Origin of the sequence: Bacillus sp. FSL M7-0003, from assembly GCF_038628485.1 — a bacterium.
In the GTDB taxonomy this organism is placed as follows: domain Bacteria; phylum Bacillota; class Bacilli; order Bacillales; family Bacillaceae; genus Bacillus; species Bacillus safensis.
In genome coordinates this window covers 2,157,732-2,175,097 of the sequence record NZ_CP152024.1, presented here as the reverse complement: position 1 = coordinate 2,175,097, position 17,366 = coordinate 2,157,732, and the positions used below count along the sequence as shown (strand labels likewise).

Annotated in this window: 20 protein-coding genes; 13 read left to right on the top strand and 7 right to left on the bottom strand. The window is 42.2% G+C overall.

What is annotated here, in order from left to right; genetic code table 11:
• The first annotated feature begins 21 nt into the window (after positions 1–21).
• Together MHI23_RS11060 and MHI23_RS11055 are read left to right on the top strand one after the other, a co-directional pair.
• On the top strand, positions 22–1,635 hold the full coding sequence (locus MHI23_RS11060) for a M20/M25/M40 family metallo-hydrolase (protein WP_280149458.1): 1,614 nt from the start codon (positions 22–24) through the stop codon (positions 1,633–1,635).
• Between the two features lie 107 nt (positions 1,636–1,742).
• Positions 1,743–2,222, top strand: a complete 480-nt coding sequence (locus MHI23_RS11055) for a DinB family protein (protein ID WP_327823078.1) — start codon at positions 1,743–1,745, stop codon at positions 2,220–2,222.
• A 35-nt stretch (positions 2,223–2,257) separates the two neighbouring features.
• Here MHI23_RS11055 and proC read toward each other — a convergent pair whose 3' ends face one another.
• A complete protein-coding gene (gene proC, locus MHI23_RS11050) occupies positions 2,258–3,085 on the bottom strand; it encodes a pyrroline-5-carboxylate reductase (RefSeq protein WP_041117897.1) in 828 nt (275 codons plus the stop codon).
• Positions 3,086–3,508: 423 nt separating this feature from the next.
• Between proC and MHI23_RS11045 the strand changes: the two genes are divergently transcribed.
• Together MHI23_RS11045 and MHI23_RS11040 are read left to right on the top strand one after the other, a co-directional pair.
• Complete coding sequence (locus MHI23_RS11045; RefSeq protein ID WP_342491962.1) at positions 3,509–4,459, top strand: MBL fold metallo-hydrolase; 951 nt, start codon at positions 3,509–3,511, stop codon at positions 4,457–4,459.
• 12 nt (positions 4,460–4,471) lie between these two features.
• Positions 4,472–5,248, top strand: a complete 777-nt coding sequence (locus tag MHI23_RS11040) for an SDR family oxidoreductase (protein WP_342491961.1) — start codon at positions 4,472–4,474, stop codon at positions 5,246–5,248.
• A 63-nt stretch (positions 5,249–5,311) separates the two neighbouring features.
• On the opposite strand, the gene MHI23_RS11035 is transcribed toward MHI23_RS11040, so the two are convergent.
• Positions 5,312–6,640, bottom strand: coding sequence for a CoA-disulfide reductase (locus MHI23_RS11035; RefSeq protein ID WP_342491960.1), 1,329 nt, complete (start codon positions 6,638–6,640; stop codon positions 5,312–5,314).
• A 189-nt stretch (positions 6,641–6,829) separates the two neighbouring features.
• Between MHI23_RS11035 and coaA the strand changes: the two genes are divergently transcribed.
• A complete protein-coding gene (gene coaA, locus MHI23_RS11030; RefSeq protein ID WP_024428044.1) occupies positions 6,830–7,789 on the top strand; it encodes a type I pantothenate kinase in 960 nt (319 codons plus the stop codon).
• Positions 7,790–7,822: 33 nt separating this feature from the next.
• On the opposite strand, the gene MHI23_RS11025 is transcribed toward coaA, so the two are convergent.
• The 4 genes from MHI23_RS11025 to MHI23_RS11010 form a co-directional block, all read right to left on the bottom strand.
• Positions 7,823–9,058, bottom strand: a complete 1,236-nt coding sequence (locus MHI23_RS11025; RefSeq protein ID WP_024428045.1) for an MFS transporter — start codon at positions 9,056–9,058, stop codon at positions 7,823–7,825.
• A 199-nt stretch (positions 9,059–9,257) separates the two neighbouring features.
• Positions 9,258–9,602, bottom strand: a complete 345-nt coding sequence (locus MHI23_RS11020) for a YolD-like family protein (protein WP_024428046.1) — start codon at positions 9,600–9,602, stop codon at positions 9,258–9,260.
• A gap of 15 nt (positions 9,603–9,617) precedes the next feature.
• Complete coding sequence (locus MHI23_RS11015) at positions 9,618–10,850, bottom strand: DNA polymerase IV (RefSeq protein ID WP_342491959.1); 1,233 nt, start codon at positions 10,848–10,850, stop codon at positions 9,618–9,620.
• A 152-nt stretch (positions 10,851–11,002) separates the two neighbouring features.
• The gene (locus MHI23_RS11010) at positions 11,003–11,452 is read right to left on the bottom strand and encodes a YfmQ family protein (protein WP_342491958.1); all 450 of its coding nucleotides are present in this window, start codon (positions 11,450–11,452) and stop codon (positions 11,003–11,005) included.
• 278 nt (positions 11,453–11,730) lie between these two features.
• Between MHI23_RS11010 and MHI23_RS11005 the strand changes: the two genes are divergently transcribed.
• The 6 genes from MHI23_RS11005 to MHI23_RS10980 all read left to right on the top strand — a co-directional run bounded on the left by MHI23_RS11005 (position 11,731) and on the right by MHI23_RS10980 (position 15,404).
• A complete protein-coding gene (locus MHI23_RS11005) occupies positions 11,731–12,210 on the top strand; it encodes a GNAT family N-acetyltransferase (RefSeq protein ID WP_125587268.1) in 480 nt (159 codons plus the stop codon).
• Positions 12,207–13,181, top strand: a complete 975-nt coding sequence (locus MHI23_RS11000; RefSeq protein WP_342491957.1) for a GNAT family N-acetyltransferase — start codon at positions 12,207–12,209, stop codon at positions 13,179–13,181. The genes MHI23_RS11005 and MHI23_RS11000 overlap by 4 nt, the downstream gene beginning before the upstream one ends.
• A gap of 79 nt (positions 13,182–13,260) precedes the next feature.
• Positions 13,261–13,587, top strand: coding sequence for an iron-sulfur cluster biosynthesis family protein (locus MHI23_RS10995; protein WP_025093021.1), 327 nt, complete (start codon positions 13,261–13,263; stop codon positions 13,585–13,587).
• 12 nt (positions 13,588–13,599) lie between these two features.
• A complete protein-coding gene (locus MHI23_RS10990) occupies positions 13,600–13,839 on the top strand; it encodes a YqkC family protein (RefSeq protein ID WP_024422884.1) in 240 nt (79 codons plus the stop codon).
• Between the two features lie 27 nt (positions 13,840–13,866).
• A complete protein-coding gene (locus MHI23_RS10985) occupies positions 13,867–14,013 on the top strand; it encodes a hypothetical protein (RefSeq protein ID WP_157840128.1) in 147 nt (48 codons plus the stop codon).
• 128 nt (positions 14,014–14,141) lie between these two features.
• Complete coding sequence (locus MHI23_RS10980; protein ID WP_024428051.1) at positions 14,142–15,404, top strand: tetratricopeptide repeat protein; 1,263 nt, start codon at positions 14,142–14,144, stop codon at positions 15,402–15,404.
• A 26-nt stretch (positions 15,405–15,430) separates the two neighbouring features.
• Here the strand turns inward: MHI23_RS10980 and MHI23_RS10975 are convergent, their stop codons facing one another.
• The gene (locus MHI23_RS10975) at positions 15,431–16,357 is read right to left on the bottom strand and encodes an alpha/beta fold hydrolase (RefSeq protein ID WP_125587270.1); all 927 of its coding nucleotides are present in this window, start codon (positions 16,355–16,357) and stop codon (positions 15,431–15,433) included.
• 123 nt (positions 16,358–16,480) lie between these two features.
• On the opposite strand from MHI23_RS10975, the gene MHI23_RS10970 reads away from it, so the two are divergent.
• A complete protein-coding gene (locus MHI23_RS10970; protein ID WP_024422881.1) occupies positions 16,481–16,705 on the top strand; it encodes a YqkE family protein in 225 nt (74 codons plus the stop codon).
• 193 nt (positions 16,706–16,898) lie between these two features.
• Positions 16,899–17,303: an antimicrobial peptide LCI gene (locus MHI23_RS10965; RefSeq protein WP_235046709.1), complete on the top strand. Its 405-nt coding sequence runs from the start codon at positions 16,899–16,901 to the stop codon at positions 17,301–17,303.
• Positions 17,304–17,366: the final 63 nt, after the last annotated feature.

The window sequence follows — 17,366 nt, the reverse complement described above, 5'->3', positions numbered from 1 at the left end:
GACATCAAAGGGGGAGAACGGATGAAATGGCAAACAGAGAGTGAACTAAGGGAGCTCCTGACAGCTCTTATGCAGTATGAAAGCATATCAGGTACAACAGGAGAAGTCGCGTTAGCGGAATATTTATATTATTTGTTAAGGGAGCGGCCTTATTTTGAGCAGAACCCTGATCATTTGGCTTTGCATCCGATGAAAGATGGCCGGTATTATTTAACGGCACTTGTGAAGCGCAGTACGCTGCGGCGTACCGTGCTGTTTCTTAGTCACTTTGATGTAGTCGATACAGAAGATTACGGCGAATTTCAAAACATGGCATGCAAGCCTGAAGAGTTAATGGCTTCCTTTTCGCAAAAAAGTGAGCTTCTTCCAAAGAGGGCAAGAGAGGACCTTGCTTCAGGCGACTGGCTGTTTGGAAGAGGGGCCATGGATATGAAAGCAGGTCTCACCGTGCAGCTTTCTATGCTGGAAAGGGCGATGACAGGAACATTTGATGGAAATGTCCTGCTCGTCACAGTTCCTGATGAAGAAGTGAATTCACAAGGAATGCTTGAGGCAGTGCCGAAATTAAAAGAGCTTAAAGAAAAACATGATCTTGACTATAGCGCGTGTTTAAACAGTGAGCCGATGTTTGAAAAGTATCCAGGGGATGAACATCATTATATGTATACAGGCAGTATAGGAAAGGTATTAGCCGGATTTTTCTGTAAAGGGATTGAAACACATGTAGGAGAGCCTTTCTCAGGCTTAAATGCGAATTTTATGGTATCTGAACTAAACAGGCTGTTAGAGCTCAATAGTGATTATTGTGAGGAAGTAGATGGTGAAGTAACACCGCCTCCAACGAACTTAATGCAAAAGGACTTGAAAGAAGCCTATTCCGTTCAAACACCTCACACAGCCGTATCTTTATTTAATGTGCTCATGATGAAACGTTCAAGTGAAGAACTGCACGGACTTCTCTATGAAACTGCGAAACAAGCAGCAGACCAAATCGAGGCCAATCTTCAGCAGAAAACAGCTGACTTTCAACGCTTTAAACACTTTACTCCAATTGACACTCAGGTGACGGTTCTTACGTATCACGAGCTGTATCAAAAAGCCGCAGAACGCTCTGGAGAACAGGAAGTCGAGCGCATTGTCAATTATGCATTCGCCAACCGAGGTGAACTTGGAGATCGTGATTTTTCAACGAAAATTGTCTCGGAGCTGACGACGCTATGTAAGGAAGAAGGACCGCTGATTGTTCTATTTTATAGTCCGCCATTTTACCCTTCGGTGTCCTCAACAGAAGATCCGCATATTCAGAAGACATTCAAGAAGATTCAAAAAGAGGCAAAAGAGGTATATGGACTTGAAGTAGAGGAAGTGAAATATTTCCCAGGATTGTCTGATTTAAGTTACTTACAGCTCGAGAAGCAGGAAGTAGGTCATTATACAACCAATATGCCGCTTTACCAAAAAGGCTATTCTTTACCACAAGGAGAAAAGGAAGCCCTTTACGTTCCAGTCATCAACGTAGGTCCACTAGGAAAGGACCCGCACAAATGGACAGAGCGGCTGCACGTCCCGTTCTCTTTTGGCATTTTGCCAGAATTGCTAGAATCAACGATTCATGCTTTATTAGAGAAAAAATAAGTAGATGTAATGAAGAGCTCTATCTTGATGATAGGGCTTCTATTTAATAAATAGAAGATGATATTAAAGAAGACTTACATTTATTTGAAGGGGGGTAAGAAAATTAAATGGAAACTGGGAAATTAACAAAAACAGACATCATCACATCGCTTCAGGAAAGTATGATTGAACTAGAGAAGCTAGTGGAGGCTTGTGATGACTATACACTGGATCGATCTTTAGGGGAGGAGAAATGGTCAATCAAGCAGCTTGCCGGGCATTTGTATGACACAGAAGAAGTCTGGTCAGAGCGGATAGAGCAGGCGATATCAGATCATCACACGCCCTTTCAATCATATGATCCTGAAATGTATGTGCAAGAAAGAGCGTATGAATGGTATAACGCAGAGGAGATCAAAGCATTGATCAAACGGATGAAAGAGAGAAGAAACAACACGCTTCGGCTATTAGAAAAAGATATATGGGAACAATCAGGTCTGCATCCGGAAGAAGGAGTGATGACCGTCCAAGTATTAGCTGAAACCATCGCTTTACATGAACAACATCATCTGGATCAAATCAAAGCCATCATGTCAATGAGGCAGTGAAAAGCACCTGTCATCAAAACAGGTGCTTTTCAATTTCATTTATACGTACTTGCTGAAAACATTTCGTTTAATTCTGCTGCGCGTTTAGTGGCTGTTTTGACACAATCGACAACGGCCTCTTCAAATTGATAGGCAGCCAGTGTGTTCAGGCCGGCTTCTGTTGTTCCGCCTTCACTTGTGATTTCTTTGCGCAGTTCGGCCGGCTCTTTTCCGCTGTCTTGAAGCATATTAGCGGCGCCCGCAATCATTTGGCAAATGAGTAATTTCGCAGTTGCTTGGTCCATTCCAAGTTCTGAGGCACCTCGCTCCATTCCTTCAATCAAATGATAAATGAAGGCAGGGCCGCTGCCTGCGATGGCTGTCACAGCATTTAGCTGCGATTCATCTAATACTGTGACATGCCCGATCGTTTCAAACAGCTCGACGGCCTTTTTCTTTTGCTCCTCTGTCACTTCATGACTTACGGCAATACCAGTTGCTGACTGCTGAATCGCCGCTGATGTATTTGGCATCGCACGAACGACTGCACTCTTTCCGCCAACATAGTGTTGAATCGTTTCAATAGAAATACCCGCTAAAATAGAAATGATCAGCTGTCCATGTAAATGAGGACGGACTTCAGAAATTCCGCTTTCTGCATCCTTCGGTTTTAAGGCAAAAACGAGAATATCCGCTTCTTCATAAATAAAGGACCGAGCGAAATCCGTTTTGACCCCATAACGCGCCTGTAATTCCTCTAATCGTTTTTCATTCGTTTTGTTTGTGACAATGATATCTTCATTCGACATCATGCCGCTTTTTAATAAACCTTTGATCATAGACTCTGCCATTGAGCCTGCACCGATAAATCCAATTTTACTCATAAGCTGCTCCTCCTTGTAGAAAAATAAAAAAACCTCTCGCCTGAAAAGGACGAAAGGTTTTTCGCGGTACCACCCTCAATTAGCATGCAAACATGCATACTCAGCTCTAGTCCCTTAACGCGGGAAACGTTTAGGTTTGCCTAACAGCTCAAAGGGCAGGTTTAGCAAATAAGAGGATGGTGAAGTCTTTCAGCCGGCGGACCTCACTCTCTTGCATCATTATTTTGCTTACTAATCCTTGTCATCGCGCATCATATATTTGTTGTTCATTATGCAACGATGGACAAGTTTATGTCAATAGGGGCAGTTAAAAAAATTGCCCGTCTAAACCGCATGACAGTCTGCCTTTTGCAAGATACAATGAAGTAAGAAGGCTTAAGTACCCACAATCATGAGTCAAAAAGCAGGAGATGACGTATAAAAGTGAAAGAAAACATCATTCAATTATCCATCCCGACGCCGTTTGCTGTTGGGGATGTGTATGCATATGTATTAAAAGGAGAGGCCGTAACCTTAGTTGATTGCGGGCCGATGACAGAAGAGGCAGAGCATGCTTTTGTCACGCAATTAAAGGAACATCGTTTATCGATAGACGATATTGATCAGGTGGTGCTGACCCATCATCATGCAGATCATGTCGGTCTGTTAAATCTGATGAAACCTCATGTCCGTGTGATCGGACACCAGCTAAATGAGCCGTATATTAGTCAGGATCCAGTGTTTAAGCAGCGCCAAGTGAACTTTATGATTCCTTTTTTTCAGCAGTTAGGTGTCCCGCTTCGGCAAAATGAGTGTGAAAAAATGGTGAAGCAATCTTATACATATTCTTGTACTTCACATGTAGATGAGATCATAAAAGAAGGTGATCGTTTAAGCGGGCATGAACACTTCTTTGTGATGGAAACACCCGGACACGCACAGTCTCATCTTTCCTTTTTAGATGAAAGAACGGGGAATTTTATTGGCGGCGACCTGCTTTTGACGACCATTTCTTCAAATCCGTTAATGGAAGCACCGGATGAGGGCGAGGAACGTCAAAAATCACTGCTTCAATATAAAGCATCACTCAATCGGTTATTGCGTCTGCCAATCAAGACGATTTATCCAGGACACGGTCAGCTCATCACGTCCCACCATGAATTGATTGAAGAAAGATTTAAGAAACAAGAGAAACGAGCAAATACGATGTATCAGCTGCTTAAACAAAAAGAAATGACGGCCTTTCATCTTTGCCGCAAGCTATTTCCTGTGATGTATGAAGAGGCCTTGTTTTTAACGATGTCTGAGACAGTCGGGCAGCTGGATGTGCTCTTAGAGGCTGGGCGAATTGAAGAAATGCAAAAAGACGGAATCGTCTATTACAGAGCAAACTAAGGAGTGAGACACATGGGGCGATTGACAGGAAAAAGGATTTGGATTACTGGCGCATCTGGGGGCATTGGTGAAAAAATGGCGTACTTGGCAGCAGAAGAAGGCGCAGAGGTCATTATTTCAGCAAGACGAGTGGAAAAGCTTACTAGTGTGAAAGAAAAAATTATGATTGCTGGCGGGGTGTGTCACATCACTCAGCTGGATGTCAGCCAGCTTGAGGACATTGATCGCGCGTATGAAGAAGTGGGGCCGGTCGATATTTTGGTCAACAATGCCGGCTTTGGCGTATTCGATCTCGTCGAAGATGCCTCCATAGAGGAAATGGTGTCGATGTTTGAGGTGAATGTGTTTGGCTTAATCGCCTGCACGAAAAAGGTCATCTCTGAGATGAAACAAAGAGGGCAGGGACATATTATCAATATCGCATCCCAGGCAGGAAAGATTGCGACACCCAAATCAGCGATTTATTCCGCATCAAAGCATGCCGTTCTTGGATTTTCAAACAGCCTCAGAATGGAGCTGGCAGACTCAGGCATTCACGTGACGACGGTCAACCCAGGACCAATTGCCACAGACTTCTTTACCATCGCTGACCGCAGCGGTGAATATGTGAAGAACGTTGATTTTATGATGCTGAGTGCGGACAAGGTGGCAGGGAAGGTCGTATCTGCCATGATGACGAAAAAGAGAGAGATTAATCTGCCTGGCTGGATGAACGCTGGCAGCAAATTGTATCAGTTATTCCCATTTTTATTTGAAAAAGCAGCACGAAAAGCGATGATGAAAAAATAACAAAAAAGAAACCGGTTTTGAACTGGTTTCTTTTTTTGAGGTATGGCTTCATTGTGACACTTTCTATATCCGTCTTGCCGCTTGCTGAAGCGGGTCCCATACACTGTTAAACGGCGGTGCATAGCTAATATCTAAATCTTCAAGATCTGTTATGGTCAGCTCTTGGTAAAGGGCAGCCGCCACGATATCGATCCGTTTATCTACACCGTTTCTGCCGATGATTTGGGCACCAAGCAAGGTATGGTCATCGCTTCTGTAAATCAGTTTCACTTTCATTTTCTGCGCTTCTGGGTAATACTTCGCGTGATCTGTACTATCAATGGTGATGACGGAGAAAGGAACGTCCGCCTCTTTTGCTTCTTTTTCTGATAAGCCTGTTCGTCCCGCTGTCACGTCCATAAATTTCATGACGGCTGTTCCAGTCACGCCTTGAAACGCCCGGTTTGTCCCTGTCATATGAAATCCTGCGATTCTCCCTTGTTTATTCGCAGTTGTGCCGAGCGGAATATAATCCAGTGATTTTTTGATGCGGTGATAGGTTGCAGCGCAATCACCGGCAGCATAAATGTCTTTTATATTGGTTTGCATGTATTCATTTACTGCAATAGCTCCATTTTGAAGACGCTTGATTCCGGTATTATGTAAAAAGGAGGTTTGCGGAGTGACACCGATGGCCATGATGACCATATCTGTTTGAATGGTTTGTTTGTCTGTGATAACAGCTGTGACATGTGACTTGCCTTCTAATTGCTGTACCGTTTCTCCAAGCGATACGTGAATGCCCTTGGCGTCAGCCTCTTCTTTAAGGTATTTTGCCATATCGGAGTCAAAGCCCGGGCCGAGTGCTGCTCCCCGCTGAATGATATGTACGTTTTTTTCGAGCGCTTTTAAATTTTCAGCCATTTCAAGGCCGATATATCCACCGCCAATGATCGTGACATGTGTGATGTCCTTTTTTAAATGGTCTAAAATGGACAGCGCATGCGGGATGGTTTTTAATACGTGTACGCCTTCTAATGGCTGGCTGTCTAAATCCAGTGTGACAGGGCTTGCTCCTGTCGCAATTAAGAGGCGGTCGTAGCTTTCTGTAAAGGGTTCTTTTGTTTTCGTATGATGACCCGACACTGTTTTTTGCTCTGGGTCAATGGAGGTCACTTCGTGTAAGCATCTGGCGTCAATTCCATATTTCTCACGAAAGGTTTCAGCACTGCGTGCGATCAGCTTTCTGTGATCATCAATGAGACCGCCGATCAAGTAGGGGAGTCCGCACTGTCCATATGAGAAAATCTCTCCTTTTTCAAAAGCGACAATGTATGCATTTGGATCCTCTCTATATATTTGCATAGCGCAGCTCATTCCAGCTGCATCTCCGCCAATCATCACATATTTCATTTAGTGTGCTCCCTTCTATCTATCGTACTGAATACTCTTATTTACCCTCATATTCCTTTTTTTAATGCTTTTTTTTCGCAAAACAAGCAAACTTTCGTTGAAAAATAAAGACAGCGCCTTCATTTTAAGCTACAATCGGATTATCGTCTTTTTGGGTTACGAGTTTAGTGAAGATTGGTGGGAAAGACTTTGAGTGACACGCGACTAGATTTTAATACGCTATACACGCGCCATACGAGAGAGGCCTGGGCAGCTCTTGGAGAATATATGCCGGTATCTGTTTCAGAAGAGGAAGCAAGAGCGCTGCAAGGGTTAAATGACTATTTATCGCTTGAAGAAGTTCGAGATATTTACATACCGCTTATTCGTTTTCTGACATTACATGTCTTTGCAGAAAAACAAAAAAACCAGCATGTGAATGCCTTTTTAAACTACCCGCATCATGCCAAAATTCCCTTTTTAATTGGGATTGCTGGAAGTGTAGCTGTCGGGAAAAGCACAACGGCTCGTATCATTGAAACGCTTTTATCGAGGCTTGGAGATGGGCTGAAGGTAAGTCTTGTAACAACAGATGGCTTTTTATATCCTCAAAAAGAATTAAAGGATCGAGGGCTGATGGAAAAGAAAGGCTTTCCGGAAAGCTATGATGTCAAAGCCCTGCTGTCTTTTTTGAATGAATTGAAATCAGGTAAACAAACTGTGCATGCCCCGGTATATTCGCATTTGACCTATGACCGGCTTGAAGGGGTGTATGAAACAGTAGAGGATGCGGATATTGTCATTATTGAAGGAATCAATGTGCTCCAATCACCAGCGCTGGATGATCTGAAGGATGAACCGCGTGTGTTTGTATCCGATTTCTTTGATTTTTCGATTTATGTAGACGCCGCTGAAACGCAAATTCAATCATGGTATAAAGAACGGTTTCGTTTGTTAAGAGAAACAGCCTTCCAAGACCCTGAATCCTTCTTTCATCAATATAAAGATTTGACGGATGAAGAGGCAGATCAAATGGCAAGCACCATTTGGAATACCGTGAACCGCCCTAATTTATATCAAAATATTTTACCGACAAAATATCGGGCTGATCTCATTTTGAAAAAAGGGGATCAGCATAAGGTGGAAGAGATCGCCATCCGCCGGGTATAAAGAAAAAACCGCTCAAACGAGAGAGCGGTTTTTTTAATGATCTCCACTTACTTTAACAGCTATGGCTGCTGCCGATCGCTTTTTTAGACGGTAATATCCAATGAGTAAGAATGGAACGCCTGCAATGGTGATCATTGACAAGACCGTAAAAATGGAGAGGGGATGGGCTGCGCCAAAATAGTCAATGCACAGTCCGCCGACAAATGGTCCGATGACACTGCCGAGCTGAGAAAATCCCATCGCCCCAAAGTACGATCCCTTCACTTCAGGCTTTGCAATATTGTCTACAAAAAGATCCATCATCGCAAACAGCAGAACCTCCCCAATCGTAAACACGACAATGATGAAAGCAAGCATGCCGAGACTTTGTGAAAAAGCAATGGCAAACAAACTGCCGGCAAGAAGAATATTCCCGGTGGTCAGCGACAAAATGGTGGAGTAGCGCTTCGCAATCATGATGAGCGGATATTGTACGACAATGACAACCACTGCATTTAAAGATAAAAGATATCCAAACAGTTTAGGACCATCCTCAATCATAGGTGACGCTGATAAGTATTGAGGCAGCGTTGAGCTTAAATGCGAATACCCGAACGAACATAAGGTAACGCCGATGAGGATGATGCTAAAGACCGTATCTTTTTGGATAATGGAAAGGGCTTTTTTGACGCTGATTTGTTTCGTACTTTCTGGAGCAGCAACTGGATGCTTCTGAAATTGCCAGGCCAGTGTTAATCCATATAACAAATAAATGAAGGCAGCGACAAGAAATGGAAACGTTGTTTTCGATGACCCGAGATATAAGCCAAGCAGCGGGCCGAAGATCACCCCGATATTAATGGCCGTATACCGTAAATTAAAAACAAACAACCGAATACTTGATGGGGTGACATCAGATAAGAGTGCCTTAGACGTCGGTTCAAACAGTGCCCGGCACAGTCCATTTAAAGCGTTCATGAGAAAGAAGACCCAAATGGCATCTGCAAACGCAAAGCCAACAAAGACAAGTGTCCAGCCGAAGATGGATAGAAGCATGACCTTTTTCCTGCCGATTCGGTCAGAAACATAGCCGCCGTAAAAACTCGCCACGATCCCAATAAGGGAGCTGACGGCAATGATTAACCCAGCTGAAGAAGCTGAAGCCCCTTTGACTTGTGTCAAATAAACGGCCAAAAAAGGAATGCTCATGGACGTCGCCATTCGGCCGAATATGGTGCCGATGATGATCGTCCAACTAAGTGGATGTAAAGTACGTAAGTTATTTTTCATGATGTTTCTCCCCTGAGTGTTAAGATGTTCCAATCATACATGAAAAATTGTGCAAATTAAATACACAATTTGATGGAGGAGACATCCGTCATATGGCAGAGAAGGCCCGAATAGCTCGCAAATTTGGAGAGCATGTTTTTTTCTCCCGGTGCTTCTATGTCTTTTAGTATGCTGATTCGTACGATCACTTAAAGACAATTTAATCAAGATCAATCGCGACAATTTGCTGCAAGGACAGGTGGAGAACATCTTCATCATTGACGATTTTTATGCGCTGCGTTTCATAATGAATGGTTTTCACCCAGCCCCAAAACTGCTGTTTCATACCTGCTGCAGCATATGTTACGCAAATCGCTTGGTCCTCTGTAATCGACTGTGTGATCAAAAAATTCATTTCCTCTAGTTGATCAGTGCTCAGCGGAGGAGGTGTGTATTCTTTTTTCTTTCGTTTTTGAGCAAGCAGCTGTTCACGGTGCTCTGGGAGCATCATTCGGCTTGATTCCCACATGATGTTGTATCCAGGTGTTAATTTATTGGGATTCATGGCTGTTCGCCTCCGTTATTTGTAATGTCCACCAATTTTTTCGGCGCGGTGATACGCCTGTCCTGCGCTTGTTAGTGACGAGGCGTGCAAGAGTGCAGCAGGTCCATACTTCATATGGATCGCATCAAATACTTTGCTGAGTCTGTCTTTTTTGAAATGGTGATCAAATAAACTCAGCTGATATTGGCTGTCAGGCTGCAGCTGCGAGAGAGTAATACCTACACTGCGAATGGGCTGGCCATCCCAGTGCTGCTGACATAGCTGAATAGCTGCGTCTGCAATATCTCTCCCGTACTGTGTGGGGGAATGGAGCTTGATTTGTCTATGAAATCCAGTCGGATGAGAAAAATCAGCGCCTCTTACGCCAACAGACACCGTTTGCCCAACATAATGCTTAAAGCGCGCACGTCTTGCCACTTCTTCACTCAATTCAAGAAGGGCGACTTTGATGTCCTCAAAGGACGCATAATCATGGGGAAGGGTCATATGATGCCCAACCGCTTTTTGCTGATCATGTGTGTGAAGAGTGACCGGGGAAGGGTCGTGTCCTAAAGCAGTTCGCTGCAGAAGCTCCCCGTTGATTCCCCAGCGTTTTTTTAGCCGGTCTAACGGATAAGTAGCAAGCGTCCCGATGGTACTGATGCCCATTCGTTTTAAATGGTGCTCCATCCGTTTGCCGACGCCAAATAATTTTCCAATCGGAAGCGGCCATAAATCAGCCGCAACCCGGTCTGCACGAAGTTCATAGATGCCAGATTTGTTTTTTTTAGCAAAATGGTCACAGGCCATTTTAGCGAGCACTTTATTAGGGCCAATCCCAACACGTGCGTAAATGCCTGTCTGGTTCATAATGGTCGTTTGTATATTTTGAGCGATCTCGCGCGGCGAACCGAGTAGTGTCACACTTCCCGTAATATCGAGAAACTGTTCATCAATTGAATAGGGTTCGACAAGATCTGTGTATTGTTCAAGCAGTTCTGTCATCATGACAGAGACATCAAGGTAGCGCTGCATACGTGGACGTACGACGACGGCTTCAGGGCATTTCTCCTTTGCTTCCCATAATCTTGATGCATTTTGTACGCCCCGTTTTTTAGCGAGCGGGCAGGCTGCAAGTACGACCCCGCTTCGCCGCTCGGGATCTCCTGAGACGATGAGCGGCACATCCTTCAAATGGGGAGCCTCCACTTTTTCGACTGACGCATAAAACGACTGCATATCCACAAGCAGAATGGCTCGTTCATTCATGATTTTCACCTCTTAGAACGTATGTTCTGTATACATTTTAACCGCCAGAAGGTGAAATTGATACTGGTAAATCATTCAAAGAGAAGAGTGTAAATCCATACAAAAAAGACGAAGTGTCTCCACTTCGTCTCATCTGGGTAAAATGAGTCATTTTAAGCATGTGCCAAGTTATTTGATGTTTGGAGCGGCTCAGAACGCAAACGATAGGCCGTTAGTTTTTTCTTAGGCTTATGGGTAAACTGCCGCACCACATCCACGTGGTCATCGTAATGATACAGATAAAGGGTTACATCGTGCTTGCCAAGCTTTGTTTGCATGGTAAGCGGCGCCGGCCCTTCCTGCGGATGAAGAAAACGCTCTTCGTCACCAGGATAAATATAATAGCGTTCAATAAAGATCGCATCATTAAAATGTTGAATAATTTCGGATGTTTGCTGATCATCGAGTGGACGTCCTTGAAACGTCATCGTTGTTTGATCACTTGTTACTTTTGTATGCACCGCATAACGACTAAAAAGGCGTTCAACAACACCCGAAGGCAGCGAAGTGACAAGCAGCTTTAAAAGACTAAACACAACAAGTGAAGTAACAATCCAAACCAATATCATCATCTCCAATAAACATTTGTTACATTTCTTATATGAACAATTTTAACATAACAAAAGAATGGATCTTTCGCATAAAAAGTGAACTTTTTGAAATAAGTGTGAAGATTTAAAAGGAGATGACAGCAAAAGAACGAAGAACCAACAAAGCTGAAAGGAAAAAGGCTGTTACATCACCTTTACAAACAATTGATCAGACAGGTAGACTATTGAAACAGTTGATTTTTTGTGAAAAAAGAGCGGTACAGCTAAAAATGAAAAGGGGCGAGGCCATCATGATACGTCAAGTGAAGCCGTCAGATTTTTATGCGGTCACATCCGTCATTCAAAGCTGGTGGGGAGGCAGAGATTTACGAGCGAAATTGCCAAAGCTATTTTTCGAACATTTTCAGCAAACAAGTTTTGTCGTTGTTGAAAAAGGTGAACTGATCGGCTTTCTAGTCGGTTTTTTATCGCAATCGCATTCAAATGAAGCGTATATTCACTTTGTTGGGGTACATCCAGACCACCGGAAATTGAAGATTGGCAAAATTCTCTATCAAGCGTTTTATGAAGCGGCTGAAAAGGAAGGAAGAACAACGATTAAGGCTATTACAGCTCCTGTCAATAAAGTCTCGATTGCTTACCATACAAAGCTCGGTTTTCAGATAGAAAAGGGAGATAAAACAGTGGATGGTATTTCAGTTTTTTCAGATTACGACGGCATTCATGAAGACCGGGTGCTATTTGTGAAAAAGCTGGAGGCGAAAGCATGATCATCAGACTGGATCAAAAAAATGAAGAACAAGCGAAAGAGCTGTTACATATCCAATTGGCTGCATATCAGCGGGAGGCAGAACAAATTGGTTATCAAGATTTACCGCCCTTAAAAGAAACAGTTCAAGACATAATAGAAACAGATGAGATTTTCATAGGCTTTGAAAAAGAGGGGCATTTGTTAGGAATCGCTTCATATGAACTGCATGATGATCGGATCATCCTCAGCCGGTTAGCTGTGCACCCACAACATGTCAATCAAGGAATCGGGACAGCGCTCCTGCAATCCATTATCCAGTATCAAAAAACAGTCGAGCTCACAACAGCAGAGGCAAATACACCAGCAATCAAGCTTTATGAAAAACTAGGGTTTAAACAGAAAGCCCGTTTGCAGGTGGAAAACAAGCTGATGTTAACAAAGATGGAACGTTTGATGCTTCGAAAGGTGGAAGTGATTGAATACCAATCGAGCTGGCCAAAACAATTTCAAGATGAGCATGACAAGCTGAAAAAGATAGTTGGCGACAACTGGGTATATGGCCACCATATTGGCAGTACGTCAGTCATAGGAATGGCGGCTAAGCCAATTATTGATATCTTGCTAGAGGTGAAGCATATCAGCACGTTAGATGAGTGTAACCACCTGTTTCGCCAGCTTGGATATGAACCGCTCGGAGAAAATGGACTCAAGGGAAGACGTTTTTTTAGAAAAGGCGGCTTGAACCGAACACATCACGTTCACGCCTATGAAGCCGGCCATGATGATGTAAAAAGGCATTTGGTGTTCCGAGATTATTTAAAAGCTGCACCTGATCGTGCCAAAGCCTATGCAGATAAAAAGCGTCAATTGGCAAAAGCCTATCCTGAAGATATGGCAAGTTATATCAAAGGAAAAGATGAGCTCATTAAAGAAATTGAACAAGAAGCGTACAATTGGTCAGACCAGTTAAAGACAAATGATCAGACATAAGAGCTAACAGGGCGTGAACATGTTTAATTGATGACTGATATGTTACAATGTAACAATCAACGAAAAAAGGATGTTCGGCATGTATATTCATATAACAGAACCAGCAGCAGCGTTCCTTACAAAACAACAAGCAGGGCATGAATCAAAAGAACTGCTCCTTCGATATGATTCAGATGGGTGCGGCTGTGCGGTAAGCGGTGTCCCAATGATTTGGCTCACAGGTGAAAGAACAGGCGAATGGGAAGAACTCAAGCATAATCAGCTCTTTAAGCTGTACATACACACAGCACAAAAGGTCTTTTTTGACGAGGAAATGACGATTGATTTTAACGAAAAAGCCAACACACTCATGTTGAAAAGTCCTCAACAAATACTCAGCCCGAGAATGGGTATACTTGTAAAGTAAGGTGGAAATGTAGTGGATCAAAAGCTAAAAGTGATACAAAATACGGCACAAAATAAAACATGGGTGTCGTTTTTAAATAACAATCATCCCTATAGCCTTTTGCACTGGTCAATAGGTGGAATGGATTCGGTGAAAAAGGACGTTTGGCTTCTTCAAGATGAAGTCACATTTGAAACAGAAGAATTTCCAACCCTCGAATTAGCTGTCAATTGGATCAAAGAGAATATGGACCAAGTAACAGATGTATTATAAAAGCCCTTTTTCGGAAGGGTTTTTTTCGTGCGTTCATCATCTCATCAAACCGCACGGCTGTCTAATCCGGAAAATGATCTTTTGGGAACGGAAAAAGCCGTTTTTCAACAAACAATTCGACAAAATGAGCAAGCTGGAAATAAAAAAATAATGGCTGTAAATGCCGAAAAATAGGCATTTGTAGCGTTAATTGCGGGATACCGAAAACTTTGCGAAAAATGACATTTCATATTTCTTCCATTCGAGGAAATGTGATAGAATACAACATGTATCGTATATGGGAAGGGAGGTGCTAAAGTGAATTGAAGCTCAAGCTGTCATCGCCTCAGGTTGGAATCAAAATAAACGAATGGTATAGGCAGATTTGCGGATTTCATGTGATGAAAGCAGAGAAGCTGAAGGCGGAGATCGAGCAGGAAATCCTGGAGATGGAGCAGGATCAAAACTTGTTATTGTTTTACCAGCTGATGGATTTTCGCCACAAGGTGATGCTTGAATATTTTGAACCGGCAAAGAAAGCCTCGAATGATGAAGAGATTAAGAATTTGCTAGAAACGATTGAACATTCACAAACGAAATTAACGGATATGCTTGAATACTATGTTCATTTTTTCACAGGAATGTTTGAATTTGAACAGAGAAACTATTTAAGTGCCATTGCTTATTACCGCTCAGCAGAAAAAAAGCTCAATCTCATATCAGATGATATAGAAAGAGCAGAATTTTACTTTAAATTAGCAGAAATTTACTACCACATGAAACAAACCCACTTTTCGATGCACTATGCCTTGCAAGCGTTAGATACGTATTCTGCCTACAGAACGTACACGCTGAGAATCATCCACTGTGAATTTGTCATTGGTGCAAACTATGATGATTTGAAATGCTATGAACATGCATTGCCCTACTTTAAAAATGCTCTAAAGCGAGCACGCTCAATTGGAAACCCTCGAGTCATAGGTTCGGCCCTTTTCAACTTAGGTAACTGTTATTATCAAATGAACGATCTTGCGGAAGCAAGCCGTTATCTGAAAGACTCTATTGAAGTGTTTGAAAAGGAGAATTTAACCCATCTTAATCGCTCTCTAGACCCACTATTTATGCTGACACAAATCCTGTTTAAACAAAAACAAATAGAAGAGTCGTTAACCCTCTATCAACAAGGTATTATGAAGGCCTGTGAATTAGAAGATGAAATTTACATCTGCAAATTTCAGTTCTTAAAAGCATTATACGTTGATGCAGACATAACAATCATAGACGATACATTAGACCTGCTCGAGGACAAGCGCTTATACCCAGATATTGAGGAATTGGCACTTGATGCGGCTCATTATTACAATGAGCTTGGACTGTTTGAAGTATCTACCCGGTTTTACGAAAGGAAAATTCAAGCCATATCAAAAATCCAAAATGGGGGTCATTTATATGAAAACGAGTTTGATAGTTCTTTTATTGGCAGCAACTGCAGGATTATCGGTCATGAGTCAGCAGCAATCGGAAGAGAGCCATATGGAGCTTGCGGGCAGACACCATACAACAGTGGTGACTATCGTATAAGTTAGCTCAAAAAGAGGGGACGAACTGCTGTTCATTCTCCTCTTTTATTTTCATTCAATTCAAATTTTTGAAGAAATGCTTGAATTTCTTGCTCATAAGCTTCCTTATTTTCGCTAAAAGACATTGCATGCGCACCGTGTGGCGCAATAAATAACTGTTTGTCACCCTTTTTTCGTGCATATAACTGCTGACTTTGCTCACAGGGGATATAGTCGTCATGGCGGCTATGAATAAAAAGTACAGGTTCTTTCACCTGATCAATCACATCAAGAGGGGAAACTTGCCGGATGCGGTATCCATCCCGCCATTTTAACACTTGATCACTTAGTGGAAGAATCCACTCTCCTGAAAGGCGAAAATCTGTTTTTAATCGATAAAGAAGCTGGTCCTCAAAAGAAGCAAAAGGGCAGTCTGCTATGTAAAAATTGGCGTTTGCTTCTGGCTTTGCAGCATATAACAAGGTCGTGACTGCACCCATTGATTCTCCGTGTATCCCAATGAGGGCACTTTCTCCGAGTTTTTGTCTGAGCCACTTTACGATCTTTGCTAGATCTTCTTTTTCATAATATCCATAACTTGTGGTTTTTCCGCCGCTCATCCCATGTCTTCTATGATCATAAAGCATTACATTCCATCCGAGCTTTTGGAATAATTTCATATACTTAACGGAGTTAATCAAGCTGACTGTAACACCGTGGCAAAGGACGATTGTGCGTGTTGTATGTGGATACGGCACAAAATAGCCATGGAGATCATAACCAAATGCTGAAGGAATACACACTTTCTCTTTTTTAAGCTGTTGAAATTCCTCATGATGATAATGGCCTCCATCTGATTCTCGTTTGATGAGCTCTTCATCCGTTAATTTTCGAATATACATCATTTTATTGGTGAAAAAAATGCCGATTGCAGCGAGTGGACATAATATGAAGGCAAATATAGCGATCCATTTCTTCATCTAGCCGATTCTTCCTTTCCGGAGTTTTTTCTATGACGATCATACCACATCTTGGGAGATTGGCGTGCCTCTTGCTCAGAAAATAAAACGGGTGATACACTAAGTCAAAAGGAGAGAGGCACAATGAAAAAGACCAAACAAGATCAAGCGAAATTAAAGGACGGCATAAACGATGATGTCAAACAGCAGCTTCTTCAAATGAAGCAGAACCTTGCCGTCGAGACAGAAAAAAGAGAAGAACAAAAACGACAAGACCTCCTTCGGCAGCAGAAAGAAAAAGAAAAAAACAAAAGCTTTTCAGAGCTGCTAGATGAAAGCCATTTAGACTGGAGAAAGTATAAAAGCTAAAAAAGAGGGCGATGATGCTCTCTTTTTTCATACCATCATTTTAAGATAGATCCACAGCAGAAACATAGAAGTGCTTAAAGAGAAAAGCGCTTCTTCCCTCTTCACATCACTTCATTTCAGAATTGTGACAGTATGATATCTACAGTCAAACGAACGAAATCCCATAACTTATGTTTAAGATAGAAGTAAAAAGGTGAGTATTGAATTATTTAAATTCCTTTTTATTGAAAATATGGTCATTAAGACCCTTTTGATAGAGGATCATTCTCCTTATAATGAAGGTGTATTACAAAATTTGGGAATGGGGATGATTCACATGAAATTAAGAAAAACAATGGCTGGAGTCGCTTTATCTTTAGGATTGCTTTTACCTGTTTCTGGACAAGCTCTTGCTACAAATGATTTAACGAATGCTGATTTGAGTACAAAGGCTACTTCAATTGTAGATTGTTCTGTAACCCCTTTTAAAGGCGCAAGTAATCGGCTATGTATGTATTCAGATAATGGTTCTTTTGCAAATAGTTTCAGTCGCTTTGGTACTACATTTTATCTTAAAGGCAAATCTGGAAATTATGCATATTATGAAAGTGCAAGATAAGGACAACGGGGCTTTTAGCCCCTCCTCATTTTTAATAGAGAAACACTAGTATCATACATACGC

Bases quoted from the DNA above. Each gene is read 5' to 3' on its own strand.
- MHI23_RS11025 (WP_024428045.1), bottom strand. From the start codon at position 9,058: ATGAAAAATAACTTACGTACTTTACATCCACTTAGTTGGACGATCATC.
- MHI23_RS11015 (WP_342491959.1), bottom strand. From the start codon at position 10,850: ATGAATGAACGAGCCATTCTGCTTGTGGATATGCAGTCGTTTTATGCG.
- MHI23_RS11000 (WP_342491957.1), top strand. From the start codon at position 12,207: ATGATCATCAGACTGGATCAAAAAAATGAAGAACAAGCGAAAGAGCTG.
- MHI23_RS11060 (WP_280149458.1), top strand. From the start codon at position 22: ATGAAATGGCAAACAGAGAGTGAACTAAGGGAGCTCCTGACAGCTCTT.
- proC (WP_041117897.1), bottom strand. From the start codon at position 3,085: ATGAGTAAAATTGGATTTATCGGTGCAGGCTCAATGGCAGAGTCTATG.
- MHI23_RS11005 (WP_125587268.1), top strand. From the start codon at position 11,731: ATGATACGTCAAGTGAAGCCGTCAGATTTTTATGCGGTCACATCCGTC.
- MHI23_RS10975 (WP_125587270.1), bottom strand. From the start codon at position 16,357: ATGAAGAAATGGATCGCTATATTTGCCTTCATATTATGTCCACTCGCT.
- MHI23_RS10995 (WP_025093021.1), top strand. From the start codon at position 13,261: ATGTATATTCATATAACAGAACCAGCAGCAGCGTTCCTTACAAAACAA.
- MHI23_RS11040 (WP_342491961.1), top strand. From the start codon at position 4,472: ATGGGGCGATTGACAGGAAAAAGGATTTGGATTACTGGCGCATCTGGG.
- MHI23_RS11020 (WP_024428046.1), bottom strand. From the start codon at position 9,602: ATGAATCCCAATAAATTAACACCTGGATACAACATCATGTGGGAATCA.
- MHI23_RS11055 (WP_327823078.1), top strand. From the start codon at position 1,743: ATGGAAACTGGGAAATTAACAAAAACAGACATCATCACATCGCTTCAG.
- MHI23_RS10970 (WP_024422881.1), top strand. From the start codon at position 16,481: ATGAAAAAGACCAAACAAGATCAAGCGAAATTAAAGGACGGCATAAAC.
- MHI23_RS11035 (WP_342491960.1), bottom strand. From the start codon at position 6,640: ATGAAATATGTGATGATTGGCGGAGATGCAGCTGGAATGAGCTGCGCT.